Origin of the sequence: Paenibacillus sp. MER 99-2 (assembly GCF_023714095.1) — a bacterium.
Lineage (GTDB): Bacteria > Bacillota > Bacilli > Paenibacillales > Paenibacillaceae > Paenibacillus.
The window spans coordinates 622,566-649,386 of the sequence record NZ_JAMAUZ010000001.1; the positions used below are offsets into that span (position 1 = coordinate 622,566).

General features: G+C 45.1%; 27 protein-coding genes and 1 other annotated feature. Of the genes, 26 read left to right on the forward strand and 1 reads right to left on the reverse strand.

What is annotated here, in order from left to right; all coding sequences use genetic code 11:
* The first annotated feature begins 16 nt into the window (after nucleotides 1-16).
* From murA to M3636_RS02850, 16 genes are all read left to right on the forward strand, one after another.
* Nucleotides 17-1,300, forward strand: coding sequence for a UDP-N-acetylglucosamine 1-carboxyvinyltransferase (murA, locus tag M3636_RS02775; protein ID WP_128102851.1), 1,284 nt, complete (start codon nucleotides 17-19; stop codon nucleotides 1,298-1,300).
* 59 nt (nucleotides 1,301-1,359) lie between these two features.
* A complete protein-coding gene (locus M3636_RS02780) occupies nucleotides 1,360-2,127 on the forward strand; it encodes a cell division protein FtsQ/DivIB (RefSeq protein WP_128102850.1) in 768 nt (255 codons plus the stop codon).
* A gap of 292 nt (nucleotides 2,128-2,419) precedes the next feature.
* Entirely contained in the window at nucleotides 2,420-3,703 is a 1,284-nt protein-coding gene (gene ftsA, locus M3636_RS02785) for a cell division protein FtsA (protein ID WP_145409927.1), read from the forward strand.
* A gap of 148 nt (nucleotides 3,704-3,851) precedes the next feature.
* On the forward strand, nucleotides 3,852-4,964 hold the full coding sequence (gene ftsZ, locus M3636_RS02790; protein WP_128102848.1) for a cell division protein FtsZ: 1,113 nt from the start codon (nucleotides 3,852-3,854) through the stop codon (nucleotides 4,962-4,964).
* Nucleotides 4,965-5,267: 303 nt separating this feature from the next.
* Entirely contained in the window at nucleotides 5,268-6,248 is a 981-nt protein-coding gene (gene spoIIGA, locus M3636_RS02795) for a sigma-E processing peptidase SpoIIGA (protein WP_128102847.1), read from the forward strand.
* Nucleotides 6,249-6,259: 11 nt separating this feature from the next.
* Nucleotides 6,260-6,982 (forward strand): RNA polymerase sporulation sigma factor SigE, encoded by a 723-nt coding sequence (sigE, locus tag M3636_RS02800; RefSeq protein ID WP_056696160.1) that lies wholly within the window; start codon nucleotides 6,260-6,262, stop codon nucleotides 6,980-6,982.
* Nucleotides 6,983-7,093: 111 nt separating this feature from the next.
* Nucleotides 7,094-7,876, forward strand: a complete 783-nt coding sequence (gene sigG / locus M3636_RS02805) for an RNA polymerase sporulation sigma factor SigG (protein ID WP_056696161.1) — start codon at nucleotides 7,094-7,096, stop codon at nucleotides 7,874-7,876.
* A 327-nt stretch (nucleotides 7,877-8,203) separates the two neighbouring features.
* Nucleotides 8,204-8,587: a YlmC/YmxH family sporulation protein gene (locus tag M3636_RS02810; RefSeq protein WP_128102846.1), complete on the forward strand. Its 384-nt coding sequence runs from the start codon at nucleotides 8,204-8,206 to the stop codon at nucleotides 8,585-8,587.
* 56 nt (nucleotides 8,588-8,643) lie between these two features.
* Nucleotides 8,644-9,543, forward strand: coding sequence for a peptidoglycan editing factor PgeF (gene pgeF / locus M3636_RS02815; RefSeq protein ID WP_145409930.1), 900 nt, complete (start codon nucleotides 8,644-8,646; stop codon nucleotides 9,541-9,543).
* A 5-nt stretch (nucleotides 9,544-9,548) separates the two neighbouring features.
* Nucleotides 9,549-10,250 carry a YggS family pyridoxal phosphate-dependent enzyme gene (locus tag M3636_RS02820; protein ID WP_251381231.1) on the forward strand — a complete coding sequence of 234 codons (702 nt, stop codon included), beginning with the start codon at nucleotides 9,549-9,551 and terminating at the stop codon, nucleotides 10,248-10,250.
* Nucleotides 10,241-10,708 carry a cell division protein SepF gene (locus M3636_RS02825; protein ID WP_128102843.1) on the forward strand — a complete coding sequence of 156 codons (468 nt, stop codon included), beginning with the start codon at nucleotides 10,241-10,243 and terminating at the stop codon, nucleotides 10,706-10,708. Before M3636_RS02820 ends, M3636_RS02825 begins: the two co-directional genes overlap by 10 nt.
* Nucleotides 10,709-10,724: 16 nt before the next feature.
* Nucleotides 10,725-10,985, forward strand: a complete 261-nt coding sequence (locus M3636_RS02830) for a YggT family protein (RefSeq protein WP_128104535.1) — start codon at nucleotides 10,725-10,727, stop codon at nucleotides 10,983-10,985.
* 15 nt (nucleotides 10,986-11,000) lie between these two features.
* The gene (locus tag M3636_RS02835) at nucleotides 11,001-11,783 is read left to right on the forward strand and encodes a YlmH family RNA-binding protein (RefSeq protein ID WP_251381232.1); all 783 of its coding nucleotides are present in this window, start codon (nucleotides 11,001-11,003) and stop codon (nucleotides 11,781-11,783) included.
* 241 nt (nucleotides 11,784-12,024) lie between these two features.
* The gene (locus M3636_RS02840) at nucleotides 12,025-12,534 is read left to right on the forward strand and encodes a DivIVA domain-containing protein (RefSeq protein WP_056696170.1); all 510 of its coding nucleotides are present in this window, start codon (nucleotides 12,025-12,027) and stop codon (nucleotides 12,532-12,534) included.
* A 58-nt stretch (nucleotides 12,535-12,592) separates the two neighbouring features.
* Nucleotides 12,593-12,883, forward strand: a binding site (T-box leader).
* 333 nt (nucleotides 12,884-13,216) lie between these two features.
* Nucleotides 13,217-16,315: an isoleucine--tRNA ligase gene (gene ileS, locus M3636_RS02845; RefSeq protein WP_251381233.1), complete on the forward strand. Its 3,099-nt coding sequence runs from the start codon at nucleotides 13,217-13,219 to the stop codon at nucleotides 16,313-16,315.
* A gap of 398 nt (nucleotides 16,316-16,713) precedes the next feature.
* The gene (locus tag M3636_RS02850; RefSeq protein WP_128102840.1) at nucleotides 16,714-17,055 is read left to right on the forward strand and encodes a DUF5665 domain-containing protein; all 342 of its coding nucleotides are present in this window, start codon (nucleotides 16,714-16,716) and stop codon (nucleotides 17,053-17,055) included.
* A 26-nt stretch (nucleotides 17,056-17,081) separates the two neighbouring features.
* On the opposite strand, the gene M3636_RS02855 is transcribed toward M3636_RS02850, so the two are convergent.
* Nucleotides 17,082-17,819: a TraR/DksA C4-type zinc finger protein gene (locus M3636_RS02855; protein ID WP_128104534.1), complete on the reverse strand. Its 738-nt coding sequence runs from the start codon at nucleotides 17,817-17,819 to the stop codon at nucleotides 17,082-17,084.
* A 223-nt stretch (nucleotides 17,820-18,042) separates the two neighbouring features.
* Between M3636_RS02855 and lspA the strand changes: the two genes are divergently transcribed.
* The 10 genes from lspA to M3636_RS02905 all read left to right on the forward strand — a co-directional run bounded on the left by lspA (nucleotide 18,043) and on the right by M3636_RS02905 (nucleotide 26,770).
* Entirely contained in the window at nucleotides 18,043-18,537 is a 495-nt protein-coding gene (gene lspA / locus M3636_RS02860) for a signal peptidase II (protein WP_251381234.1), read from the forward strand.
* Nucleotides 18,530-19,528, forward strand: a complete 999-nt coding sequence (locus M3636_RS02865) for an RluA family pseudouridine synthase (RefSeq protein ID WP_483311498.1) — start codon at nucleotides 18,530-18,532, stop codon at nucleotides 19,526-19,528. The genes lspA and M3636_RS02865 overlap by 8 nt, the downstream gene beginning before the upstream one ends.
* Before the next feature lie 108 nt (nucleotides 19,529-19,636).
* Complete coding sequence (locus M3636_RS02870; RefSeq protein WP_128102837.1) at nucleotides 19,637-20,890, forward strand: LL-diaminopimelate aminotransferase; 1,254 nt, start codon at nucleotides 19,637-19,639, stop codon at nucleotides 20,888-20,890.
* Between the two features lie 184 nt (nucleotides 20,891-21,074).
* Nucleotides 21,075-21,989 (forward strand): decaprenyl-phosphate phosphoribosyltransferase, encoded by a 915-nt coding sequence (locus M3636_RS02875; RefSeq protein ID WP_285858455.1) that lies wholly within the window; start codon nucleotides 21,075-21,077, stop codon nucleotides 21,987-21,989.
* Nucleotides 21,990-22,025: 36 nt separating this feature from the next.
* Nucleotides 22,026-22,658, forward strand: coding sequence for an HAD family hydrolase (locus M3636_RS02880; protein ID WP_251381235.1), 633 nt, complete (start codon nucleotides 22,026-22,028; stop codon nucleotides 22,656-22,658).
* 26 nt (nucleotides 22,659-22,684) lie between these two features.
* A complete protein-coding gene (locus M3636_RS02885; RefSeq protein ID WP_128104531.1) occupies nucleotides 22,685-22,975 on the forward strand; it encodes an EamA family transporter in 291 nt (96 codons plus the stop codon).
* Nucleotides 22,962-23,282: a permease gene (locus M3636_RS02890; protein WP_251381237.1), complete on the forward strand. Its 321-nt coding sequence runs from the start codon at nucleotides 22,962-22,964 to the stop codon at nucleotides 23,280-23,282. Before M3636_RS02885 ends, M3636_RS02890 begins: the two co-directional genes overlap by 14 nt.
* Before the next feature lie 81 nt (nucleotides 23,283-23,363).
* A complete protein-coding gene (locus M3636_RS02895; protein WP_251381238.1) occupies nucleotides 23,364-24,665 on the forward strand; it encodes a DUF6080 domain-containing protein in 1,302 nt (433 codons plus the stop codon).
* A 630-nt stretch (nucleotides 24,666-25,295) separates the two neighbouring features.
* Nucleotides 25,296-25,859, forward strand: a complete 564-nt coding sequence (gene pyrR / locus M3636_RS02900) for a bifunctional pyr operon transcriptional regulator/uracil phosphoribosyltransferase PyrR (RefSeq protein WP_145409937.1) — start codon at nucleotides 25,296-25,298, stop codon at nucleotides 25,857-25,859.
* Nucleotides 25,859-26,770, forward strand: a complete 912-nt coding sequence (locus M3636_RS02905; protein WP_128104530.1) for an aspartate carbamoyltransferase catalytic subunit — start codon at nucleotides 25,859-25,861, stop codon at nucleotides 26,768-26,770. The genes pyrR and M3636_RS02905 overlap by 1 nt, the downstream gene beginning before the upstream one ends.
* The last annotated feature ends 51 nt before the right edge of the window (nucleotides 26,771-26,821 follow it).

Below are 26,821 nucleotides of genomic sequence, written 5' to 3' on the forward strand. Positions count from 1 at the left end.
CCCCGGAGGTGATACATTGGACAAATTGGTGATTGAAGGCGGGAAACCCCTCTCAGGATCCATACGCATCCATGGAGCAAAAAATGCCGCTTTACCGATTATGGCCGCAAGTTTGTTGGCAGATGGGGAAGTCACACTGCACAACGTACCACACTTGCTGGACATTGAAGTAATGCTGTATATCCTGGAACGGCTTGGATGCACGTGTCGGCATGAACAGGGAACAGTGACGATTAATACGTCGTCCATTCAGTCTTATGATGTGCCTGAGGAGCTTATGAAACAGATGCGCTCTTCCATTTTCTTAATGGGACCACTGCTCGCTAAATTCGGGCAAGTATCCGTGTATCAGCCAGGTGGTTGTGCGATTGGAGAACGTAAAATTGATCTTCACCTCCGGGGCCTGGAAGCGCTCGGAGCGACAATCGAGGAACAGGATCAACAGATCATTTGTCGTGGTCGTGAGTTGGTTGGAACGGATATTCATCTGGATTTCCCGAGCGTGGGAGCCACGGAGAATATTATGATGGCAGCTGTGGTAGCCAAGGGCACAACAACCATTTTTAATGCAGCACGTGAACCTGAAATTCAGGATTTGCAGCACTTTCTGAATGCTATGGGCGCAAGTATCATTGGTGCGGGAACGGATACCATTACGATTAATGGCGTGGAAAAGCTGGTACCATGCTCATACGAAATTATTCCTGATCGAATTGTGGCTGGAACGGTGATGATCGCAGCCGCAGCTACGCGAGGAAATGTAACGCTTACACATTGCAATCCGGCACATCTTACTTCTCTTATACATGTGTTGAAGCGCACTGGTGTTCAAATTACAGTATGCAATGATATAATGACGGTGAGCTGTATGAGCCGTCCAAAATCAGTAGATCGAATTGTAACTTCACCTTATCCTTCGTTCCCCACAGACCTGCAGTCGCAAATTATGGTTCTGCTTAGTCTAGCCGATGGGTTTAGTGTAATGAAGGAGACGGTGTTTGAAGGTCGATTTAAACATGTGGATGAGCTGAATGTAATGGGAGCCGATATATCGGTAGATCTGAATGCAGCCTTTATACGTGGTGTTCCCCGTTTATACGGAGCCACAGTGGAAGCAACCGATTTGCGTGCAGGTGCAGCTCTGGTTATTGCTGGTTTAGCAGCACAGGGCAAGACGGTTGTAGAGCAAGTTCATCACATTGACAGAGGGTATGATTGTATCGAAAAGTTGTTCCAGAGTCTCGGAGCTTCCGTTGAAAGACAATCTCCCGTTTCGAAACAGCTCGATTTTGCCAATTAACGTCCTTTGAGTCCCCTTCTTCAAGGGAAGGGGGCTGAAGGCTTTGTGGAGCGCGATCTATGCCAAAAAGTCAAATTCCGGTTCTCAAAAAGAATCGGCCTAAACGAAACACAAGCCGTAAAATTGTATTTATTTTGCTACTTCTTTTTATTGCCTTACTTGCAGTGTTATTCTTTCGCTCTTCAATGAGTCGGATTTCGGAGATTGAGATTACGGGTAATGTATACACATCAACTTCGGAATTGTTGGAGAAAAGTGGTCTGAAGGTAGGCGAACAATTTTTTGGGACAAGCTCGTCAGAGATTATCGAACAACTGAAGACAGATAAAGCGATCTCTAATGTAACGGTGGACAAGCAATTTCCTGGTACGATTCATATCAAGGTAGAGGAATATCCAACGGTTGCATATGAACTTGCCGCGGATGGAGCACTCAAAGCGATACTTGCCAGCGGGACAAGCTTGATTGTACCCCCTACCATTGGTGTAGCTGTAGAGAAACCCATTCTGACACAGTGGAAAGCAGACGATCCGCTCAAAGCCAAATTGAGTGAAGTCTTAGCTACCATACCGAATGAGCTTACAACGGACATTTCGGAGATTATTCCGAATCCTACGCCCTCATTTCCGGATCAGATTCGGATTTATACAAAATCGCAGTTTGAAGTGATTACGACGGTGTCTATGTTGCCGGACAAGGTGGAATATCTTAATCAGGTTATTGAGACGGAGCGGCCAGGAAAAATAACGATGTTGGAGGCCGATACCTATGTACCTTTTATCGCCGACAACCCTGAGGACGATGTTGAACCAGGAGCAAATCCTTGATTCCGGATTGTTGGGTTTGAAATGAATTTAAAATCCCTACGGAATCAGGGTTTGCCCACGTCTAACCTGTGAAAGTTGTTCTTTCTGAGATGAAGAAAAAATGATACACTTGAACTTATGGCACTGGAGTTGCCTCCTTCTTTTTTCTTCAAGGTTTTATGTCTCGCAACCAGATCTTGGCACCCAAAAAAATTGTAGAAAAAAGAGGGAAAGCCTAAAGTGTGTTGAATATGTTTTAAGAGTGTTTAAACCCGAACGTATTTTACTATTGGAGTCAGGAGGTGCCACAGACTTGAGTAACAATGACATCATTGTTAGTTTGGACATCGGTACATCCAAAATTCGCGCTATTATTGGGGAAATTAATAATGGAACCTTTAATATTATTGGAGTTGGATCTGCCGACTCGGAAGGAATTCGCAAAGGTGTAATCGTAGATATCGATCAAACGGTACAGTCGATTCGAAATGCTGTGGATCATGCTGAACGTATGGTAGGTATTCAAATATCCGAAGTATATGTTGGAATCTCGGGAAATCATATCGGACTGATGAGCAGTCACGGCGTCGTGGCAGTATCTAACGAGGATCGTGAAATCGGAGAAGAAGACATGGAGCGGGTGTTGAAAGCAGCCGAAGTTATTGCGGTTCCGCCGGAACGGGAAATTATTGACGTTGTCGCCAAGCAGTACGTTGTTGATGGCTTGGAAGGCATTCAGGATCCCCGTGGTATGATTGGTGTTCGTCTGGAAGTGGAGGCGACCATCATTACGGGTGCAAAAACCGCGATACATAATCTTTTGCGCTGCGTAGAGAAAGCGGGTCTGAAAGTAAGTGATTTGGTACTCATGTCACTTGGTGCAGGCCAATTGGCTTTATCTAAAGATGAAAAAGCAATGGGATCTGTACTTGTTGATGTTGGAGCAGGGGCTACAACGATTGCTATCTTTGAAGAGGATAGTCTTGTAGCAACTTCAACGTTACCCATTGGCGGAGAGTTCGTGACGAATGATATCGCCTATGGTTTGCGTACGCTAACGGATCAAGCAGAAAAGGTGAAGCTGAAATATGGCTGTGCTTGGCTGGATGATGCTGCCGCGGATGTCATGTTCAAAGTGACACGAATCGGTAGCAATGTGGACAAAGAATTCTCGCAAGAGGATTTGGCAGCCATTATCGAACCAAGAGTTCAGGAAATATTCCAGATGATCTCTCAAGAAGTGAAGCGACTTGGTTACACAGAGCTTCCTGGAGGTTATATACTAACGGGAGGAACCGTGTCTATGCCAGGTGTTCTGCAAGTAGCTCAGCATGAGCTTGCTGCATCGGTGCGAGTAGCCGTTCCGGATTATATCGGTGTACGCGACCCAGGCTTTACTAGCGGGGTTGGTATTCTGCACAATGTAATCCGCAGTTTGCGTCTTCGTCCTTCGAGCAGCAACGGCGGTGGCAGCAACAATAATAACAATAACAACAAGAAACCGACCAACCGTGTTAAGCCGAATGCGTCTCCGGAATCGGAGCAAAAACCGGGTTTGTTCGAACGGCTGAAAAATATGTTCAGCGAATTTATATAACAGGTTGAATCTCTTTCATACTTCTTGAAGACGTCTGAATGCGCTGAAACTAACATAAACGCTTTCGTTCGTCGATATATGAAATTGATTCGGTTCAATCAAAAATTGGACGAGCCATCCATGCACATTGAGGGGGAGATGGAATAATATGTTGGAATTTGATTTCGAGATGGAGAGCTTGGCTCAAATAAAGGTCATCGGGGTAGGCGGCGGCGGAAGCAATGCTGTTAACCGAATGATCGAAAATGGTGTACAAGGTGTGGAATTTATAACGGTAAATACAGATGCTCAAGCATTGCATCTGGCTAAATCCGAACATAAATTGCAAATCGGTGACAAACTAACACGTGGTCTTGGCGCAGGTGCTAACCCCGATGTTGGTAAGAAAGCAGCGGAAGAATCCCGCGATTTGATCATGAATACACTGAAAGGTGCAGACATGGTATTTGTTACAGCCGGTATGGGCGGTGGTACAGGTACAGGAGCCGCTCCAGTTATCGCTGAGATCGCCAAAGAATGTGGTGCACTTACAGTTGGCGTAGTAACACGCCCATTCACTTTTGAAGGACGTAAACGTTCTAGCCATGCAGAGCAAGGCATTGAAGCTCTGAAGGAAAAAGTAGATACACTAATCGTTATTCCTAACGATCGTTTGCTTGAGATTGTAGACAAAAAGACACCGATGCTGGAAGCATTCCGTCAAGCAGATAACGTATTGCGTCAAGCAGTACAAGGTATTTCTGATCTGATCGCTGTTCCGGGTCTAATCAACCTTGACTTTGCTGACGTCAAAACGATTATGCATGAACGTGGATCTGCGCTGATGGGTATTGGTGAATCTACTGGTGAAAATCGTGCAGCTGAAGCAGCTCGTAAAGCGATCATGAGTCCTTTGCTTGAAACATCAATTGAAGGTGCTCGTGGCGTAATCATGAACATCACAGGTGGCATTAACCTGTCGCTATATGAAGTTAACGAAGCAGCAGAAATCGTCACGTCTGCTTCCGATCCGGAAGTAAACATGATCTTCGGTGCCATCATTGATGAGAACCTGAAGGAAGAAATCAAGGTTACGGTGATCGCGACTGGCTTTGAAGATAAGCCTGTATCGCCGCCACCAGCTCGTAAAACTGCTCCAACTAGTGAGCCTACGGATAACCGTGCGCCTAATCTGCGTCCGTTCGGCAATCAGCCAAGCAGCGATCAGTTGGACATTCCGACATTTTTGCGTAATCGTTCACGTAACACTAATAACGACTAAACAAAATATAGTTTGTATTCTAAACCCGGTTCTCCATATGGAGTTCCGGGTTTTTTTTATGTTTTTTGCGCCATGTATACGTAGCTTAGTTAGCCCATAATGCAATCAAATTAACTGTACCATACAGTAATGAACAAATTCTGAACAATCAATCAGAAGCGTAATCCGACAAAAATAGTTGAGCCGATCCCTCCATGATTAGACAGACTTTGAAGAGGGGGCTGCGTATACTTGTGAATATCCTGATAGGTGTATAGCGGTGCATTATATCGAATTCTGATATGGATGTAGGCAGGTGAAGCGTTGGTTGTTTATGTGGATCTTATCTTTTTGACGAACTTGTGTATTGACGGTGCACTTATTGGACTTACGGCATGGATGCGCGGCATCAAGTTAGTTTGGTGGAGATGGCTACTGTCAGCAGTAGTAGGTGCGCTGTATGTGGTTATGATGTTTGTGCCGGAGCTGGAATTCATGTTCACCTTTCTGATCAAGTTCGGCTTGTCACTGGTGATGCTCAGCATCGCATTCGGGTTTAAAGGCCTTCAGTCTTTCGTAAGGACTTTGGGTACCTTCTACGTCATCAATTTTGTGGCCGCTGGAGGCATTCTAGGTATGCACTATATGCTTCAGAATTCAGGTGAGATATTTAACGGTATCTGGTTTACCACGTCTGGTGGGATGTCCTTTGATCTGAAAATTGCGTTCTGGTTTACGTTTATCGTGTTCTTTACTGTTTTATTTTTATTCAAGGTTGTTCAGAACTCCAAACGCAAAACAGATCGAATGACAACTTATTTAGGTAGAGTCGAAGTTGTGATTGATGAGGTGACCATAACTTGTACAGGCCTTGTGGATACCGGCAATCAGCTGACAGATCCTCTTTCTCGGTTACCGGTCATGGTCATGGAAGTCTCACTGTGGCAAGATCTGTTGCCTGAGGCTTGGAAAGGCAGATTGAAGGACGAGGCACCGGACAACCTTATTATGGAACTGGATCAAGAGCAGTTTCGTTGGCAGGATCGTTTAAGGCTTGTCCCATTTCGCGGGATTAACAAAGGAACTGCTTTTATGCTCGCGATAAGACCTGATCTCGTTCGAGTGAGTCTGGGTGAAATATGCTATGAAACAACGAAGGTGTTGGTAGGTCTGGATGGCGGCGTATTGTCTTCAGAGGGCAAGTATCGTGCTGTGATTCATCCTGAACTCGTGTCAGAAGCTGTTAACACACAGTCTACGGCTCTCACGGTGGGAGCAACAGAAAAGCCGCTGAATGTGGTATAGGAGGGACGAACATGCTTGTAAAATGGAAATTGGTAGCTCAGCTGCAATACTATCGTGTGTTGTTTTTGTTCGGTCTGAAGAGTGAAGAGATTTATTATATCGGTGGGAGTGAAGCGCTGCCACCTCCGTTGACCCGTGAAGAAGAGGAATTTTTGCTTCAAAAGTTATCCTCAGGAGACGCTGCGATCCGAGCGATGCTGATTGAACGGAATCTGCGATTGGTCGTTTACATTGCACGCAAATTCGAAAATACGGGCATTAACATCGAAGACTTGGTTTCCATCGGAGCCATTGGACTTATTAAAGCGGTGAACACATTTGATCCGGAAAAGAAAATTAAACTGGCAACCTACGCATCGCGTTGTATTGAAAATGAAATTCTAATGTACTTACGGCGTAATAGTAAAATTCGTACAGAGGTTTCTTTTGACGAACCGCTAAATATTGATTGGGATGGAAATGAACTATTATTATCCGATGTACTCGGTACAGAGAACGATACAATCTATCGAAATATTGAAGAACAAGTAGATCGTAAGTTGCTGCATAAGGCTCTGGAAAAATTAACCGATCGTGAACGGATGATTATGGAGCTTCGCTTTGGCTTAACCGATGGGGAAGAAAAGACGCAAAAAGATGTTGCCGATTTACTCGGAATCTCGCAATCCTACATCTCTCGTCTCGAAAAAAGAATCATTAAAAGACTGCGCAAAGAGTTTAATAAAATGGTCTGAACAGCGTGAAATGTAAAGTTGGGTATTAATGGCAAGGTTGCCAAGGACGAATAAAAAAGCCTGCCCCGGAGATAATGTACATTAATGTTTCTCCTTGGGAGGTAAATCACGATGACCCGAAACAAAGTCGAGATTTGTGGCGTGGACACCGCAAAGTTGCCTGTTCTCACCAACACTGAAATGAGGGAATTATTTCATTCCCTTCAGCAACATCACGATCGCTCAGCAAGAGAAAAATTAGTGAATGGCAACCTGCGTCTGGTACTCAGCGTCATTCAGCGCTTTAACAATCGAGGGGAGTTTGTCGATGATCTGTTCCAGGTTGGATGTATTGGCCTGATGAAAGCCATTGATAATTTTGACTTATCCCAAAATGTTAAATTTTCAACGTATGCGGTTCCGATGATTATTGGGGAAATCCGTAGATACTTGCGCGACAATAACCCGATTCGGGTATCTCGCTCCTTGCGGGACATTGCTTATAAAGCACTTCAGGTTCGTGACAGCCTGACTAATAAAAATTCCCGTGAACCGACGATATTCGAAATTTCCGAAGCACTGAATGTGCCTAAGGAAGATGTCGTGTTTGCATTAGATGCCATCCAAGACCCGGTTTCACTCTTTGAACCGATTTATCATGACGGTGGAGATCCGATCTATGTGATGGATCAGATCAGTGACGATAAAAACAAGGATGTATCATGGATTGAAGAGATTGCACTTCGAGAAGCGATGCATCGTCTTGGTCAACGCGAAAAAATGATTTTGTCCATGCGTTTTTTTGAAGGAAAAACGCAAATGGAAGTAGCAGATGAGATCGGCATTTCCCAAGCGCAGGTATCGCGCCTGGAGAAGTCGGCCATACAACAGATGCAAAAGCATGTTAAGTCGTAAGGTGAAGTAGAGCCAAGAAGGCGATCAGAGGGAAATAACCTGGGGTCGCCTTTTTGCTGTGAGCCGAGAAATAGGACATTTTTCGCAACAGGAACATATAATTATATATAAGTGCGTGTTCAAAAAGGGTGGTTTTCAGTACCGAGAAGATGGGATGAAGGTAGAAATGGAGTAGCGGAGCGTAGGAAAAACTACGTGAGCAACGGACATTTCGGCTGAATTCCATATTCGACGTTAAGATGCCACAGGGCATCCTTTGTAATCAAAAGCGGACTTTTTGAACAACCCCTATAAGTGTGATGGTGGGCAAAGGCGGGAGGAAACCGGATGAAAGGAAATACAGGGGAATCCGTATCAAGAGGTGTGAAGATTTCTGATTTCCAAACGAAGGAAGTCATCAATATTACCGATGGTAAGCGGCTAGGCCAGATAAGCGACTTGGAGCTGGATCTGAGACAGGGCCGTATTGAGGCGATTGTGGTGCCGGGGTCTAGCCGGTTTATGGGGTTATTTGGCGGTGGAACGGATCTGGTCATTCCGTGGAGAAATATCGTAAAGATTGGCTCGGACGTTATTCTGGTCAAAATGGATGAGATAAAGGAAACAGTTCTAGATGATCGTGACCGCGAAGCACGGATGTACGATGAACAACAAGGTCGTTTACAGCGTGAGGAACGAATTGAGCGGTTAGAGCGCAGTCAGCGACAATGATCTAGTCAAGACAGAATGCATTACATTTGGTAAACTGGAAGTTGTGAGGTGAGAAGATGGAACCCTTTATTTTAGATCATGATGATACAGAACAAGATATAAAGCAGGCAGAACAATTCATTGCTGAACCAAGGTTATTACATCTGGAGCCGTGGAGACAGCAATTCAGTAAGATGACCGCAGGATTTACTACAAGACAGGGAGGCGTTGGGATTGCTCCTTACGCCAGTCTGAACTGTGCATATCATGTGGGAGATAACGCAGACGATGTTCTCCGTAATCGTAAACTTGTTGCTGAACAACTCGGTTTCTCGGTAGAAGCGTGGACCTGCGGAGAACAGGTGCATGGCAAACATGTAGCGGTAATCACCGCAGAGGATCGAGGCAGAGGTCTGCAAGATCGGCAGTCTGCTCTTCAGGATACCGATGGACTGGTTACGAATGTACCAGGTGTATTATTAACGTCGTTCTATGCAGACTGTGTACCACTCTATTTCTATGATCCTGTTCAACAAGCGGTTGGGCTTGCACATGCTGGATGGAAAGGTACTGTTGCTGGGATCGCGCAGTCCATGATAGAAACGATGGAAGAGAACTATGGGAGTCGCAGAGAAGACATTCGCTGTGCTATTGGGCCTTCAATTGGAGACTGCTGTTATGAAGTAGACGAGAATGTTATGCAGCATGTACGGGTTTGGCTAGACGATCCTACGGGTAATGATGAATACATGGAGTCTGCTTCTAATCGCATTTATCAACCTGCCAATAATGGAAAAACGATGTTAAACTTGAAAGAATGTAATCGACACATTATGATGAAAGCAGGAATATTGCCGGATCATATCGAATGTACAAGTTGGTGTACAAGCTGCCATACAGAACTGTTTTTTTCATATCGTAAAGAAAATGGAACAACGGGTAGAATGGCGAGTTGGATTGGGCTGGAAGAGAGGTGACCTCTGTGTCATTGGAGGAGCGTATACAACAGGTAAATCAGAAGATTGAAGACGCGTGTCAGCGCAGTAACCGTGCACGTGAGGAAGTGAACGTAATTGCAGTTACCAAATACGTCTCGCTTGAAACGACGGGAGCTGTGTTGCAGCATGGTCTTGAGCATATTGGAGAAAACCGCTGGCAAGATGCGCAGGCGAAATGGGAGGCTTTTGGCCAACAGGGCATATGGCATTTTATTGGTCATCTGCAGACGAACAAAGTGAAGGACGTTATTGGTAAATTCCGCTACATACACTCCCTGGATCGTTTATCGCTTGCGAAGGAACTGGATAAAAAGGCGGCTGCACTCGGTATTCAGGTGGAGACGTTTATACAAGTTAACATTTCGGGTGAAGAGAGCAAATATGGATTACAGCCCGAACAGGCCAAACCATTTTTGCGTGAGATCAGTTCATTTAGCAACCTAAAAGTCGTCGGTTTAATGACGATGGCGCCTCATGAGGAAAATCCTGAGCTTACCCGTCCTGTATTCCGTGGACTTCGTGAGCTTAGAGACGACTTAAATGGACAAGCCTTGACCTCAGAACCGATAAGCCAGCTCTCTATGGGCATGTCTAATGATTTTGAAGTGGCCATTGAAGAAGGGGCAACATGGGTTCGGCTGGGTTCAATTCTTGTAGGAAAAGAGGAGGGTTCACGATGGGCGTAATGAATAAATTCATGAATTTCCTAGGGCTCCAGGAAGAAGAAGAGATTGTGGAGCGTGAACGTTTGGCAGCACAAGAGGAAACTGAGGCAGAACATCAAGAAAATGAAACCTCCAGTCTGGATAAACGTAGAAACCAAAGGGGTAATAATGTCGTGAGCATTCATTCCCAGAAAAATGTTAAAGTTGTCCTTTATGAACCGCGTTCATATGACGAAGCTCAAGAGATTGCCGATCATCTTCGTTCCCATCGCACGGTTGTTGTTAACTTGCAGCGAGTGCGTCAGGATCAGGCATTACGCGTAATCGATTTTTTGAGTGGTACGGTATATGCCCTAGGTGGCGGGATTTCTAAAATTGGCGGCAACATTTTTCTCTGTACGCCAGATACAGTTGAAATTCAGGGAGCAATTTCGGAAATACTGGCTGACAGCGAGCAAGATTATAACAGAATGAGGTGAGCCTTTTTTGAGTCCGATGATCTTTAGTTTTTTGGATACATTGTTTAACATTTATTATTGGATGATTATTGCGTATATTCTGATGTCGTGGCTACCTAACGCTAGAGAAAGTTTCATTGGTGAGATGTTGGGTAAATTTGTAGAGCCATACTTAAGTCCGTTTAGAAGGTTTATCCCTCCTCTATTCGGGACATTGGATATTTCTCCAATCGTAGCGCTCTTTACGCTGACGTTAGTTCGTATGGGGCTATTCACAATTTTGGGCTATTTATTCTAGGCAGGGTGAGCACAGATGAGTGGTGAAATTTACGAACATTTTAGTCATGATGAACGAGACTTTGTGGATAAAGCCTCCGATTGGGTAGAACGTGCAGGTAAGTATCATGATATGAAACTTACTGATTTTCTTGATCCGAGACAGGCTTTTATTTTGCAAACGCTTGTGAATCGCCGTGATGATGTACAGATTCGTCTAGATGGTGGTTATGAAGCGGCTGAACGTAAACGGGCGTTGATCGCACCTGACTATCGTTATCTGGATGATGAAGACATGAGTATGCAGGTCATGAGTATCACGTCGGATGACCAGAAGATCAGTGAGCTAGAGCATGGGGACTATATGGGTGCCCTGCTCGGGCTTGGGATGAAGCGGGGTAAGATTGGAGATATCCAAGTGCTGGATGACGGATGCCACACTGTAGTGGCTGCGGAGACCGGCGCTTTTTTATCGCTTCAATTGAATCAAGTACACCGTGTACATGTTTTCACAGAGTTGTTGCCAATCGATCAGATGAAATGGTCAGCGAGCAAGCTGGACACGATGGACATCACGGTCGCTTCGCTGCGTCTGGATGGCATTTGTGCAGATGTCTACCGTTTAAGTCGCAGTAAAGTTCTGGTTCCTATTAAGGCAGGGCGCTGCCGTGTGAACTGGAGGGTGGAAGAGGATCCTTCCAAATCACTGAAGGCTGGGGACGTAGTCTCGATCCAAGGTTTTGGCCGTTTCAAGGTGCTGGAGCAGAACGGTATGACCAAAAAAGGACGCTGTCGCGTAAAAATCGGCAAATTTGCCTAAGTGTGTTGCAGGAAAACAAGCTTTCTTGTCGAAATGTTTAAAATAAAGGTGTAAAAAACATTCGATGTTTCCGATATACATTGAAGTGCAAAGGGTTATCCTAACCGATACAGATCACAAGTTGGTCTAGCCTTATACTCGTATAGGTTTCCACGGGATTCTGCATACGGATTCTTGGGTCGAACCCATATGCTGCAAACCTTCTCAAGCAGGGAAGGAACTTTTACAGGAGGTGGACAGCATGCCATTAACGCCGCTGGACATACATAACAAGGAATTTTCCCGACGCTTGCGTGGGTATGACGAGGATGAAGTCAATGAGTTCCTGGATCAAGTCATCAAAGATTATGAAGGCGTCATTCGCGAAAACAAAGAACTGAGCAATCAGTTGCTGTCCGTTCAGGAAAAACTGGATCATTTTGCGACAATTGAGGAAACGCTCAGCAAAACGATTATTATCGCGCAGGAAGCTGCCGATGATGTGAAGAATAACGCGAAGAAGGAAGCACAGTTGATCGTGAAGGAAGCAGAAAAAAATGCGGACCGCATCGTCAACGAATCTTTGGCTAAATCGCGCAAAATTGCTTTAGAGGTTGAAGAGCTGAAGAAGCAAGCTTCTATCTATCGTGCTCGTTTCCGTACACTTGTTGAGGCACAGCTTGAATTGCTGTCTCAAGATGGTTGGGAAGCGCTGGAGAGCCGGGAGCAGGAAGTCCGTGATCGGGAGCGGGAAATGAAGGAAATTTATTAGGTCACGCGCCTGGTTGACTTTTGTCTGCAAAGAGGCTATAACTATATTCATAATGAATAGTGATTCCATGACGGGTTCAGTACGTTATGATCTCATCCCTCAGAGAGTTGGCATACCGGTGCAAGCCAATGGATGAGTTATAGCCGAATATCTCCCCGGAGAAGTGACGCTGAAGCGGTGATACCTATGCCGTGCGTAAGCGAAACCGTGAGCCGAACGTTATATCGGCACCCTGCTGAAGTTAGCGGGGCATAAGCGCTGTTGATGACAGAGCATACCCAATTGTATTGGATGTGGTTTGTGATGAACAGAATTAGGGTGGTAACGCGAGCACAACCTCGTCCCTTTCCAGGGATGAGGTTTTTTTGTGTCTAAAAAAGGGCGAACGTCCATGAGCCCCGCAGGGGGCTAAGGTAGAGAGCTAAGCGCCGTTCGAGCGAAGCGGACGGCAACCGATCTCACGCAGTGAGGGCTCTGCGGCGTTCACGTAGGGAACAAGCCGTATAAGAGCCGCACCGCACGAACAATACATCCCATAGCGCCGCAGACTGTCCCAAGACAACCCATCCCGGGTGTCCAGAGGGCGAAGCGCCTATGGGGTCCCCCTTGGCAAGGGGGATTTAGGCGGATTGAAACGCTTTTGTGGACGGTCCACAATTTAACAACTGAAAGGATGACAATCATGCAACGAGTTGATGTCAAAGAAAAAGCGCGGGCTAGAGAGCTGCGCGTGTTAACCAAATGGAAAACAGAAAATACGTTCCAAAAATCGATTCAGAACCGTGAAGGCAAGCCAAACTTTGTATTTTACGAAGGGCCACCAACAGCGAATGGTAAGCCGCATATCGGGCACGTATTAGGTCGGGTCATCAAGGACTTTGTAGGACGTTACAACACGATGAAAGGGTACCGTGTCGTTCGTAAAGCAGGTTGGGATACACACGGACTTCCCGTTGAACTGGGTGTACAGAAGAAACTGGGCATCTCTCATAAGTGGGAGATCGAGGATTACGGTGTAGAGAAATTTATCAATGAATGTAAAGCCAGCGTGTTTGAATATGAACAGCAATGGCGTGACCTGACTGAAGGAATCGGCTATTGGACAGATATGGATCATCCATACATCACGCTAGATAACAACTACATCGAGAGTGTATGGAACATCTTGGCGACTATTCACGAAAAGGGATTGCTCTATCGTGGTCACCGCGTTAGCCCGTATTGCCCTTCTTGTCAAACAACGCTTAGCTCCCACGAAGTTGCACAAGGATACAAGGATGTTAAGGATCTAAGTGCTACAGCGAAATTCAAGCTGGATGACAGCGGTGAATTTGTCCTTGCTTGGACAACAACGCCTTGGACACTTCCTTCCCACGTTGCACTTGCGGTGAATCCGGATATGGACTACTCCCGTGTGCGTCAGGATAACGAAGTATATATCATGGCGACTAATCTTGTAGAAAAAGTAATGAAGGACTCCAAAGGGGAGTATGAAGTGATCGGAGCCTTGAAGGGTTCTGACCTTGTTGGTCAAACCTATAGCCCTCCGTTCAATTACGTACAGGCTGAGAAAGCAAACATTGTCCTTGGAGCAAGCTTCGTAACAGATGCAAGCGGTACAGGTATCGTACACATGGCCCCTGCACATGGTGAGGATGACTATCGTGTATGTCGTGAGAATGGAATCAGCTTCGTCAACATGGTGGATCTTGAAGGTAAGTTTGTAGCTGAGGTTACGGACTTTGCCGGACGTTTCGTGAAGGACTGCGATATTGATATCGTACGTTATCTGTCAGAGAATGGGCGTTTGTTTAGCAAAGAAAAATATGAGCACAGCTATCCATTCTGCTGGCGTTGTGATACACCACTTCTGTACTATGCAATGGACAGTTGGTTTATCCAAACAACAGCGATCAAGGATCAACTCATCGCAAACAACAGTGAAGTAGAATGGTATCCAGGTCACGTTCGTGAAGGCCGTTTCGGTAAGTTCCTTGAAGATCTGGTGGACTGGAACATCAGTCGTGACCGTTATTGGGGAACTCCGCTTAACATCTGGGTATGTGAAGAGACAGGAGAACAATTCGCCCCACATAGCATCGCTGAATTGCGTGCTCGTGCCGTAGGGGATGTACCTGAGAACTTGGAGCTGCACAAGCCGTATGTAGACGATGTGAAGGTTCTGAGCTCTTGTGGTAAATACGAGATGACACGTACGCCAGAAGTCATCGACGTTTGGTTTGACAGTGGATCGATGCCGTTTGCTCAACAACACTATCCGTTTGAAAATAAAGAGACTTTTGAGCAGCAATACCCGGCAGATATGATCTGTGAAGGTATCGACCAGACTCGTGGCTGGTTCTACAGTTTGCTGGCAGTATCTACGCTTCTGACAGGCAAAGCACCTTACAAAGCCGTTATGGCAACAGGCCACGTCTTGGATGAGAATGGACAGAAAATGTCCAAATCCAAAGGCAATGTTATCGACCCTTGGGAAGTTATCGAAGAATATGGTACAGATGCATTCCGCTGGGCTTTGTTGTCTGACAGTGCACCATGGAACAGCAAACGTTTCTCCAAAGGAATTGTCGGTGAAGCTAAATCCAAAATGGTAGATACACTTGTCAACACACATGCATTCCTAACGTTGTATGCCACGATTGATGGATTTGATCCACAGGAGCATCCGTTCAAGCTCTCTTCACACAAGCTGGATCGTTGGATTCTATCCAGACTGAATAGTCTGATCCTGGTTGTAGAAAAAGCGCTGGCTGTGAATGATTACTTGAATTCCTCCAAAGCGATTGAAGCGTTTGTGGATGAACTGAGCAACTGGTACATCCGTCGTTCCCGTGACCGTTTCTGGGGAGCGGGATTGACAGAAGATAAATTGGATGCTTATCGTACGCTTACTGAAGTACTCGTGACTACAGCGAAGCTGGTGGCTCCATTTACGCCGATGCTGGCAGAGGATATCTATCTGAACCTGACTACAGGCGAGAGTGTGCATATGGAGGATTATCCGGTAGCTCAAGAGAATATGATTGATCTGAAGCTGGAACAGGATATGGAGACAGCACGCCGGGTCGTTGAATTGGCTCGTAACGTACGTAACGAAACAGGCATCAAGACACGTCAGCCATTGTCCGAGTTGATCGTTTCACTAGACAAAGGCTTCGACCTGGATAGTTATGAAGAGATCATCAAGGAAGAGATTAATGTAAAAGGAATCCGTACCGAGAATGATGATGCGAAATTCGTTGATTTCTCCTTGAAACTGAATTTGAAAGTCGCAGGGAAGAAGTATGGTAAAAATGTTGGCTTCCTGCAGAATTTCTTCAAAGGCATGTCTGCTGACGAAACGCGCAAAGTGGTTACAGAAGGTGTACTGAATGTCGTTTCTCCAGAAGGAGAAGAGCTGCAAGTGAACCAAGAGGAACTGCTCGTAGATAAACATGCCAAATCAGGTTTTGCTTCTGCATCAGGTTATGGTTTGACAGTAGCGCTCAACACGGAGATCACAACAGAGCTGGAGCAAGAGGGCTGGGTTCGTGAAGTGGTGCGTGCTGTTCAGGATACTCGGAAGAAGCTGGATCTGCCGATTGAGAAAAGAGTACGTCTGACACTAGACGTAGATGCTGAGCTTCAAGCAGCTATTCAGGCGTTTGATGATGTACTGCGTGAGAATGTCCTCGTAACCGAGGTTACATTTGCTAAAGTGGATAACATGGTACAGATCGAAGCAGGTGGCAAAACGTTCGGTGTTTATATCGAAGCGTAGTATCGTGAACAGAAGCTTGTGTAAAGGTGAAACAATTCATGATCTCAGTGACGATGGAGTAACCCTATTTTAAATGGGACAGAATATACCCTAAAGCGCATGTTCAAAAAGGACGGTTTTCAGTACCGAGAAGATGGGATGAAGCTAGAAATGGAGTAGCGGAGCGTAGGCAGGACTACGTGAGCAACGGACATTTCGGCTGAATTCAATCTTCGACGCAGAGATGCTCTTAGGCATCCTTCGTAATTAAAAGCGGACTTTTTGAACAACCTATTAAAGACAAAACGAGCCTTAGATGCAAGGATAATAATCCCTGTATCTTGGCTCGTTTGGTTTTTCGGCAAATGGGCAATGATTGCTATTGGGCAGTCACTCTACTCCAAAGGACTGAGCGAAACATGAATGATAAAGAAAAGCAAGATGCCTCACTCTCGTCAACGACGAAAGATGCGGATGATAAAATCGGAGAGCTACATACGCTGACCAATCGCATTGCTAATGAGCTCGAACGGTCACGTATTGCTCAATATACAGAGCTGTTAAACCGACCATGGAAATTAATCGGGCTTAACCTTTTATCTGGCACTGCACGAGGTGTAGGGATTGCGATTGGCTTTACCTTTTTTGCAGCAACGATCATTTATGTGTTACAGGTGCTCGGAGCGCTTAATTTACCTATTGTAGGTGATTACATTGCGGATATCGTAAGGATCGTACAACGTCAGCTCGAACTGAGCTGAGCACCTATTGAACGACGGCTCGAAGGTTAGTACAGATCGTCTGATGATGATTCAGGCTCAAGCAGGTTATCGCCTTCTCGGTTTTCTAAATACTGCCGATATTGCCGATTACGAACGATGGACACATCGTGACCATAGATGTCGGTTGCCACAAAGCTCTCATAAGCTTCAACACAACCTTCAATCTCATCGGTGGCTTCGATTGCCATAACGTCGTAACTATCAATGTCTCGTCCTTCAGCCATCGCCGGGGAGTTAGAGCTTCCCCAACTTTCAACGATCTGCCAAGCATCTTCGCCGTCGAATCCATTTTGATCCTCACGTTCATCCAAGCTGGTTCGACCAAATGCAGGCGCAAGAAATTCCTCTTCTACCGGTCGATTTTCAGAAACAACGGTTTCGGGTTGATGTTTTTTGCAGTATTTGGTGTAAGGAACCGCCTGCAAGCGTTCATAATCAATCGGTTGCTGGCAGACAGCACATATACCGTAATGTCCCTCTTGCATGGCATGAAGAGCAGAATCAATTCGCTCCAATTGGAACTCATCGTGTTCCAGCAAGGAAATATCTTTCTCACGATCATACATCTCGGTAGCTAAGTCACCGGGATGATTATCGATTGGAGATAATTCACCTGTCTGAAAGCGCATTGAATCCCCGAGGCCATAATGTTCGTTTTGCTTGAGCCTGTGCTCAATATCCTGCTTTTCAGTAATAAGCTGAGCTTGAAGGGATTGCAGTTGTTTGGCTGTAAAATGTGACATCATGTTCCCCCTTTCTGCTTCCGTGCGTAAGCCGGATGTGGACTCTATTGTAGGATGTACCATTGCGTACGGGATTACAGAAGGGAAATGTTATCGTTTTTACCAACCGATCTGCAGTACAGCGCGCCCGTGGACGATTTCTAAACAGCTGTGCTACAATGAACAAGTCTGGCGTTAAGCCTGGTATCGTTTGGAAAAGACAAGATCGGAGTGACAAACAAACGTGGTGTATTATATCCTCGCTTTTATCGTATTTTTGGTGGATCAGGGAACAAAATTCTTAATTGCAACTCGGATGGAACTAAGAGAAGAAATTCCGGTAATCGGCAATTTCTTTATCATCACATCACATCGCAACTCGGGTGCAGCCTTTGGCATACTGCAGAATCAACGTTGGTTCTTTATTGTCGTTACATTGGTTGTCGTTGTTGCATTGGTTTGGTATTTGCAAAAAGTAAAGAATACTCCGCACAAATTGCTGCCTGTAGCGCTTAGTTTAGTGCTCGGTGGAGCGATCGGAAACTTCCTTGATCGCGCATTAACCGGAGAAGTTGTCGATTTCGTGCAGCTTAATTTTGGAACCTACACGTTCCCTATCTTTAACATTGCTGATTCGGCAATCTGTATTGGTGTAGCACTGATCATCATTGAAACTTTGCTTGAGGGACGTCGAGAGAAAGCTGCTGCACAGATTGAAAGGAATGAACACCATGAGTAATTTACACAAGGAAGAACACAATAATGAGAACACATCAATTGAGGAGATGCAGATGAATGTTGATGATGAACTCACAAATGATGAACGTATGGAATGGACCGTTTCTTCTGAACATAAGAAAGAACGAATCGACAAATATATAACTGAATCTATAGATAATGTATCCCGTTCTCAAGTACAGCTATGGATATCAGAGGGTCATGTTACTGTTAATAGCGGTGTGGTCAAAGCCAATGCCAAACTGGCAGAAGGTGATCTTGTTGTGTTACAGATCCCTGAACCGAAAGCGGTCGAGATCATTCCTGAAGATATTCCACTTGAAGTTGTATATGAGGATAGTGACGTTATTGTCATTAATAAACCTCGGGGTCTTGTGGTGCATCCCGCACCTGGACATACTTCGGGTACGCTTGTGAACGCGCTAATGCATCATTGCAAGGACTTGTCAGGGATCAATGGAGAACTTCGCCCAGGCATTGTACATCGCATTGATAAAGATACGTCTGGTCTACTCATGGCTGCCAAGAATGATCGGGCGCATGCCTCATTAGCTGCACAGCTTAAGGATCATAGCGTCAACAGACGATATATTGCGCTTGCTCATGGTCATTTGAGTCATGATCAAGGTACAATTGATGCACCAATTGGGCGTGACACCAATGACCGTAAGATGTTTACTGTGACCGAGCGTAACAGCAAACATGCGGTCACTCATTTCAACGTGACAGAGCGGATTAACGACTATACTTTGCTGGAATTGAAGCTGGAGACAGGCCGAACCCACCAGATTCGTGTACATCTTAAATTTATCGGACATCCGCTTGTAGGAGATCCGGTATATGGACGGAACAAAGGTATCAAAATGCAAGGACAGGCCTTACATGCTGCGATCTTGGGTTTTGTTCATCCGACAACTGGAGAGTATCTGGAGTTCTCTGCTCCGCTTCCGCAGGATATGGAAGATGTGCTCGCCTCATTGCGTAGTCGCTGACATCTCGTGAAAGTACAAATGTTCAGATACTTTGTCCATGGCTAAGCCTCCGCAAATGCTTCATATTAAAGTGTAGAAATTTGCGTCAAACGAGGAGATGAACACGTAATGAGTATCGATAAATATCAAGAAACGTACATTCAAACTAATTTTGCCGACCGCATTGGCGGCTCCAACTATGGTAAAGACACAAACATTTATAAATTTGAGAAAATCAAACGCGCCAAAGCTTCAGCTAAAAAGGATTTCCCTGATGTAGAGCTGATTGACCTTGGTGTAGGCGAGCCTGACGAGATGGCAGATGCAGGGATCGTAGCTGCACTGGCACAGGAAGCTTCCAAGCCGGAGAACCGTGGTTATGCTGACAATGGTATTCCAGAATTCAAGGAAGCTGCAGCAGCTTACCTGAAGAACGTATTTAACGTAGACGGCATTGATGCAGATACGGAAATCGTGCATTCCATCGGTTCAAAGCCTGCACTGGCTATGATGCCTTCTTGTTTCATTAACCCAGGTGATGTAACAATTATGACGGTGCCAGGATACCCAGTAATGGGTACACACACGAAATACCTTGGTGGAGAAGTGTTCAACATTCAGTTGACGAAGGAAAATAACTTCCTGCCTGATCTGACAGCGATTCCTGAAGACATCGCTAAACGTGCGAAATTGCTTTATCTGAACTACCCAAATAACCCAACGGGTGCAAGTGCAACGGTAGAGTTCTTCACCGAGGTTGTAGAATGGGCGAAGAAATACAACGTAGTGGTTGTGCATGATGCTCCTTATGCAGCTCTTACGTATGATGGCAAAAAACCATTCAGCTTCTTGTCTGTGCCTGGTGCAAAAGACGTTGGTGTCGAGCTACATTCCTTGTCTAAGTCCTACAACATGACAGGCTGGAGAATTGGTTTCGTAGCGGGTAATCCGCTTGTTGTCAAAGCATTCAGTGATGTAAAAGACAACAACGATTCCGGTCAATTCATTGCGATCCAGAAAGCTGCTGCTTATGGATTGAACCACCCGGAAATCACAGAAAAAATTGCAGAGAAGTATTCCCGTCGTCATGATATGCTTGTTGCTGCATTGAACGAACTGGGCTTCCAAGCTGAAAAACCTAAAGGTTCATTCTTCCTTTATGTTGAAGCACCAAAAGGGGTAGTTGGTGGACGTCGCTTCGAGTCTGGGGAAGACTTCTCCCAATTCTTGATCCGTGAAAAATTGATTTCTTCTGTACCTTGGGATGATGCAGGTAATTTCGTTCGTTTCTCCGTTACCTTTGTAGCGCAAGGGGAAGAGGAAGAGAAACGTGTCATTGCTGAAATCAAACGCCGCCTGAGCGATGTGCAGTTTGAATTCTAATTGTAACTTTTAACTCAATACAAACATTTGTATGAATCAGATAGATCACAGAAGAGACCGGTAACGGTCTCTTTTTTTGTGTTTTAGGATAAATTTCCCTTTACAAAAATATACAAGCAACATATTATAAAGTCTTTACGTTGTTTTTATAGGTAGAAGTTGTTATTGAAGGGAGTTATGGAAATTGTTATCTTCACGTACAAACACAGTGTCCTCTAGTTCAGTGGGAACCGGTAACACAGTATCGGGATTATTGCGATTGTTAAGACCCAAACAGTGGACGAAGAATGGGTTATTATTTGCAGCATTACTGTTTTCCTTTGAAGAAATTCGCACGGAAACGGTTCTAACGACGATACTTGGTTTTATTTTATTTAGCTTGGTTGCAGGCTGCGTATATATTTTGAATGACTTTGTGGACAGAGAAAGGGATCAGCAACATCCGGTGAAGAAATTTCGCCCTCTTGCCTCAGGACAGGTGAATGGGGCGCATGCCCTTCTATTTGGTGCCTTGCTGTTGATCGGAGCAATAGGAACAGCGTTTGTGATCAATCCGTTATTCGGCGTTTTGTGTATCGTGTACTTTATACTGAATGTGTCTTATTCATTATTGCTGAAGCATCTCGTAATATTGGATATGATGACCATTGCAGCCGGCTTTGTATTGCGGGCGATTGCAGGGGGAGTGTTAATTCATGTTCCTTTTACACCGTGGTTTCTGATCTGCACACTGCTGCTTTCGCTATTTCTGGCCATTGGGAAACGGAGAAACGAGCTTACCCTGCTTGAAGGCAATACAGGCTCTCATCGCAAGGTTCTAGATAACTATTCAATAACCTTGTTGGATCAATTTAATACCATTGTCACAACAGCGACCATTATCAGCTACTCGTTATTTACATTTACGTCGGATCGAACCATACACCTTATGTGGACGATTCCTTTAGTTATTTATGGTATGTTCCGCTACTTGTATTTGATTCATATGAAGAACCAGGGTGGTTCACCGGATCGGGTGTTGTTTGAGGACAAGCCTATCCTCATTACCGTGATTCTGTATGTTATCAGTGTAATCTGCATTTTTGCTATTTTCGAATAAATGTTGTGATTTGTAGAGAGTGTAAGGGGGATCAGAGTGAGAAGTACAAAAATTGCAATTTTTGATATTGATAAAACGATTATACGTACCGATTCCATGTTTCAATTCGTGCATTATGGTGTTCGGCGTTATCCAGGACAGTCGTGGAGATTGCCTGTGATTGCGCTACACACACTGATGTTCAAGGCAGGACTTATGAGTGTTGAACAAGTCAAACGCTCGTATTTTAAAGGCATTGAACGCATGACGGAAGAAGATCTGTCTCATTTTTTTGATTCCCGATTGCGGAAGGCCATCTTTGCTGAAGCCAGTGTGGAGATGCAACACCGCAAGGAGGCAGGTTATCATGTTTTGCTTGTTACAGCATCCCCACATGCGTACATGAAATATTTTGAAAATTTCCCTTGGGTTGATCATGTGATTGGAACAGAGCTTGTACGCCAAGATCAGGGATATACCTGTACCGTTGAAGGCTTGAATTGCAAAGGGGAAGAAAAAGTGCGACGCATACAAGCTTATCTCGATCAGAAGGGCATGGTTATTGACTACGATCAGTCCTGCGCTTACTCAGATTCTTTGTCTGATATGCCGGTGATGCAACTCGTCGCACAGCGATATTTTATCAACAGACATGTGCCAGAGACGGAGGCATTATCGTGGGGGAAATAAGAAGTCGCCACACAGGGAAGCTGCTAATGCTCATCTCTGCTTTTCTTACCGCAACCGGTCAACTGTTTTGGAAATGGGGACTGACGGACTGGTTTTTCTTGGGGGCGGGCTTTCTCTGTTACGGATTGGGTGCGATTTTGATGATCAAAGCCTTTGCGATGGAAAAGTTATCGGTTGCCTATCCTTTGATGTGTGCCAGTTACATTTTTGCACTGATCTATGGATATTTCCTACTCGGTGAGGATATTACCGTTCAAAAGCTGGCAGCTGTTGTATTGCTCGGAATTGGGGTGACATTGACCAGTGTTGATCGATAGCTGGATGGTTGTAGTGCTCATTGTGATGACGTTATGCGGAGCCATGGGGGGAGCGGGGTTGAAAGCCTATGCGACCAGCCGCAGACGAATACATGTATTCATGGGACTTGGCTTCTATGGTACAGGAGCGCTCCTGAATATTTTATTGTTGAAGTTTCTGCCACTGACGGTGGTATTACCTGCCAATGCCCTCACCTATGTGTGGACACTGTTCATCGCTCGATTTGCATTTAAGGAGACGGTCGGCACACTACGCTGGTTAGGCGTCATTTGCATCATGGGTGGATTATGTTTCCTTGTAATGTAGTCCGAAGACGAGTCTGGTTTAATTGCAGCTTGGGCTAATGCTTATAACATGTTTGTAATCAAAGAAATTGGATGTGAGTGCATGAAATTTTTAGAATACATATTTTACAATCGCAAAACGAATTGGGCAGCGCTTTACTTGTTCGTTGGTTTTGCTCTGTTTTACGGTGTAATGAATTTGGCATATGTAAGTTATATTTCGGAAAATGCAGATCGTTTGGCAGTATACTCGCCATTTAGTACTCATCTTTTTCCGCTTAATTTATTCAATTTTGATCCATCAATGTATTACGGCACCAATAGCTCATCCATTATTCATCCGTTAATTTCATTTTTGGCTCTTGCCCTGGGCGCTGGAGCGCAGTTGTTAGGCGGCAATGGATTCTTTCTCGTGCTGCAATCTTTAATTAATGCTGCTTCCGTTGTATTGGTATTTATTTTTCTAAGTAAGAAGGATAGATCGATCACGGTACCGTTGCTTTTTGCGCTTCTTTTTGGTTTCAGCTCGTATTTGATGTTCACGGCTCTGATTCCTGACTCGTATCCCTATGTGCAATTTATGATTTTGTTATCTGTGGTTTATCTGCAATATTCCCGGGAACAGAATGAAGTTCGTGTTGTACCTCATGCTGTTCTGGCCACTGTGAATTTTGGATTGACGTCAACGAATATCGTTCCATTTGCTGCTGCATTGTTTGGGAATATGCGGACTTGGAGGAGCAAGGCTGGATGGACAAAATATATCGGCATTATGCTGCTCGCGGCTGGCTTGATCGTGGTATTTACCGTTATTCAATATGTATCTCTTGGTGGACGGAGCTGGGTAACCAACTGGTTGCTGGGTATTCAAAACGGAGGAACGAGTTATGCAACACCTTTTCAATTCGCCGTACACTGGAAAGCACTGAATCTATTAACCATCAATCCGATCTTGACGCCAAAAGTGATTTTGCTTGATCCGGGTATGGTTGCGTTTGTCACGGATCTTACAAGATCCAACCCACTGTATGTGCAAATTACTGGTGTATTCATCTTGCTTCTGGCTCTTACTGGAGTAATCAGAGGCATTCGGGAACGAGAAATGTGGACACTTCTTCCTTATATTTTATTTGCGTTTTTGCTTCATATCGTTGTTGGTTTTGGACTCGCTGTATTCCAATATGACATGTATCTGTATGCTGGGCATTATTTGTTCGCTTTCTTCTTATTAGGTGGAGGATTTGTTATTGGTTTACGTCAGGGGTTAGGGAAAAAAATTCTGGTTGGCTTATTGATCGTAAGTATACTTATAACAGCAGGCAATAATATATATCGCCACATGGAGACGCTCTCGACCATTAAACAGTCTTATGAGCAACTAGCGAAGAAGGTTGTAGCTAAGTAGCCAAACTGGAATTAATCCGTTGATTGCTCTCCTTGAGATAATAAAAAGCGATGGAACCCATATACCGAAAAATATGTTGTCGTTCCGTATTATTGAATACATTCACATAACAATTTATAACCCTTTACCACACTGTTTATGTGGGAAAAGGGTTATTTTGGTGTACAGCCTTGAATAATTACCTATGGATAAATATACAGATTTATTGTATAATTATGAATGACGAATGAAATGTAGTGTGCATGGATGTTTTTCAGCCCAAATGCTGATTCTAAGAGAATCACAGCAGTGGAATTTCGCCTGTTATGGTGAGGTGTTGACAGGGGGTTGTCTTTCTGTCATAATTCATGAAGATAAAACGACCTGATGGATAACGGCACCCTGTGAGGTACTGCCAGATGGACGTCATGAATAGCACCTTTAAATCAGTCCCGTGAGACTGGCAAGGTAACGTGAACGATACGTCGTTTATTTGCTGCGGCAAATGAAGCGATGCATCCCCGAGAGTAAACTTTCTTCAGCGTAGACTGAAGTTCGGAGACTCCTTGCCATTAAACACGGCAAGGAGTCTTTTTTGTTCTCCTCGTCACGGGGCCATGATCTGAAGGGAATCCTGAGGAGGCTGAACGCATGAGCACAGAAACACATGTCATTATGGATGAAACGGCGATCCGCCGCGCTTTAACAAGGATTGCCCATGAGATATTGGAGAAAAACAAAGGAATTGATGGATGCGTACTTATTGGAATTCGCACACGGGGTGTATACCTTGCAGAACGAATTGCAGCCAAGATCGAAGAGATCGAAGGTACGCCAATCCCCTGGGGAGAACTGGATGTGACTCCTTACCGTGATGATCGCCTTGATATAGCGGGCGAGACGCGGAAGGAACTTTTGATTATGACACCTGAATCACTTTCCATTCATAACAAAAAAGTGATTTTGTTCGATGATGTGCTGTATACCGGCAGAACGATTCGCGCAGCGATGGACGCTCTGATGGATTGCGGAAGACCGCAAAACATTCAACTGGCTGTTCTTGCGGATCGCGGTCACCGCGAGCTTCCGATTCGCCCTGATTTTATCGGCAAAAATGTGCCGACTTCCAAATCAGAGGAGATCGAAGTTGCACTCATGGAGGCAGATGGACAGGACGAAGTCAAAATCATTCAGAACCGGGGGGAGCAAGCATGATGATTACACAACCAGCATTGAAAGATCGCAGCCTGCTAGGACTGAAAGAACTAAGTCGTGGAGAGATTGAATCAATCCTAAACAGAGCGGCTCACTGGGAAGCACAACAAGAGAAACTCGTTCCTGTTCTGGAATCACGCTTTGTCGCTAACATGTTCTTCGAGAACAGCACACGCACTCGCTTCTCCTTCGAAATGGCAGAGAAACGATTAGGTGCTCAAGTGCTGAACTTTACTGCAGCGGCATCCAGTGTAGAGAAAGGCGAGTCCATCTACGATACGGTGCGCACGCTTGAATCCATGGGCATTGATGCAGGGGTTATTCGCTTGAAGCCTTCAGGAGTTCTGCAGCAGCTGGCGCAAAAAGTGAATGTGCCACTAGTGAACGCGGGAGACGGCAATAACGAGCACCCAACACAAGCTTTGCTGGATCTGTATACGATGCGCAAAGCGTTTGGTGAGCTGAAAGGTCTGCGTGTTTCCATCATCGGAGACATTAAGCATAGCCGGGTCGCTCGATCCAACCTGTGGGCGTTACAGAAGTTTGGTGCAGATGTACGGTTCTGTGCTCCAGAAACGATGCAGGCACCTGAACTGGCAGAGCATGCTCCATATGTAGAGCTGCAAGATGCTTTGGATGCGGATGTAGTCATGATGCTTCGGGTTCAACTTGAACGTCACAAGCAAGGAATTATTACCTCAGCAGAGGATTATCGCGAACACTACGGATTGACGGAAGAACGGGCAGCAAGTCTTAAACCAAGCACCATCATTATGCATCCAGCACCTGTAAACCGTAACGTCGAAATTGACGACGCGGTTGTCGAAAGTGCGGCATCGCGGATTTTCCCGCAAATGGCGAACGGAGTTCCAATCCGCATGGCGGTTATGGAACGTGCGATGAAGCTGTAGCAACGTTGGGCTCAAGGGCATAGGCTTACGGGCGATAGTTCTTATAGAGCA

Excerpts from the sequence above, each read along its gene's own strand:
- M3636_RS02780 (WP_128102850.1), top strand. The coding sequence starts at position 1,360 with ATGCCAAAAAGTCAAATTCCGGTTCTCAAAAAGAATCGGCCTAAACGA.
- ftsZ (WP_128102848.1), top strand. The coding sequence starts at position 3,852 with ATGTTGGAATTTGATTTCGAGATGGAGAGCTTGGCTCAAATAAAGGTC.
- sigE (WP_056696160.1), top strand. The coding sequence starts at position 6,260 with ATGCTTGTAAAATGGAAATTGGTAGCTCAGCTGCAATACTATCGTGTG.
- sigG (WP_056696161.1), top strand. The coding sequence starts at position 7,094 with ATGACCCGAAACAAAGTCGAGATTTGTGGCGTGGACACCGCAAAGTTG.
- M3636_RS02810 (WP_128102846.1), top strand. The coding sequence starts at position 8,204 with ATGAAAGGAAATACAGGGGAATCCGTATCAAGAGGTGTGAAGATTTCT.
- pgeF (WP_145409930.1), top strand. The coding sequence starts at position 8,644 with ATGGAACCCTTTATTTTAGATCATGATGATACAGAACAAGATATAAAG.
- M3636_RS02825 (WP_128102843.1), top strand. The coding sequence starts at position 10,241 with ATGGGCGTAATGAATAAATTCATGAATTTCCTAGGGCTCCAGGAAGAA.
- M3636_RS02830 (WP_128104535.1), top strand. The coding sequence starts at position 10,725 with ATGATCTTTAGTTTTTTGGATACATTGTTTAACATTTATTATTGGATG.
- M3636_RS02835 (WP_251381232.1), top strand. The coding sequence starts at position 11,001 with ATGAGTGGTGAAATTTACGAACATTTTAGTCATGATGAACGAGACTTT.
- M3636_RS02840 (WP_056696170.1), top strand. The coding sequence starts at position 12,025 with ATGCCATTAACGCCGCTGGACATACATAACAAGGAATTTTCCCGACGC.
- ileS (WP_251381233.1), top strand. The coding sequence starts at position 13,217 with ATGCAACGAGTTGATGTCAAAGAAAAAGCGCGGGCTAGAGAGCTGCGC.
- M3636_RS02850 (WP_128102840.1), top strand. The coding sequence starts at position 16,714 with ATGAATGATAAAGAAAAGCAAGATGCCTCACTCTCGTCAACGACGAAA.
- M3636_RS02855 (WP_128104534.1), bottom strand. The coding sequence starts at position 17,819 with ATGTCACATTTTACAGCCAAACAACTGCAATCCCTTCAAGCTCAGCTT.
- M3636_RS02865 (WP_483311498.1), top strand. The coding sequence starts at position 18,530 with ATGAGTAATTTACACAAGGAAGAACACAATAATGAGAACACATCAATT.
- M3636_RS02870 (WP_128102837.1), top strand. The coding sequence starts at position 19,637 with ATGAGTATCGATAAATATCAAGAAACGTACATTCAAACTAATTTTGCC.
- M3636_RS02885 (WP_128104531.1), top strand. The coding sequence starts at position 22,685 with ATGCTCATCTCTGCTTTTCTTACCGCAACCGGTCAACTGTTTTGGAAA.
- M3636_RS02895 (WP_251381238.1), top strand. The coding sequence starts at position 23,364 with ATGAAATTTTTAGAATACATATTTTACAATCGCAAAACGAATTGGGCA.
- pyrR (WP_145409937.1), top strand. The coding sequence starts at position 25,296 with ATGAGCACAGAAACACATGTCATTATGGATGAAACGGCGATCCGCCGC.
- M3636_RS02905 (WP_128104530.1), top strand. The coding sequence starts at position 25,859 with ATGATTACACAACCAGCATTGAAAGATCGCAGCCTGCTAGGACTGAAA.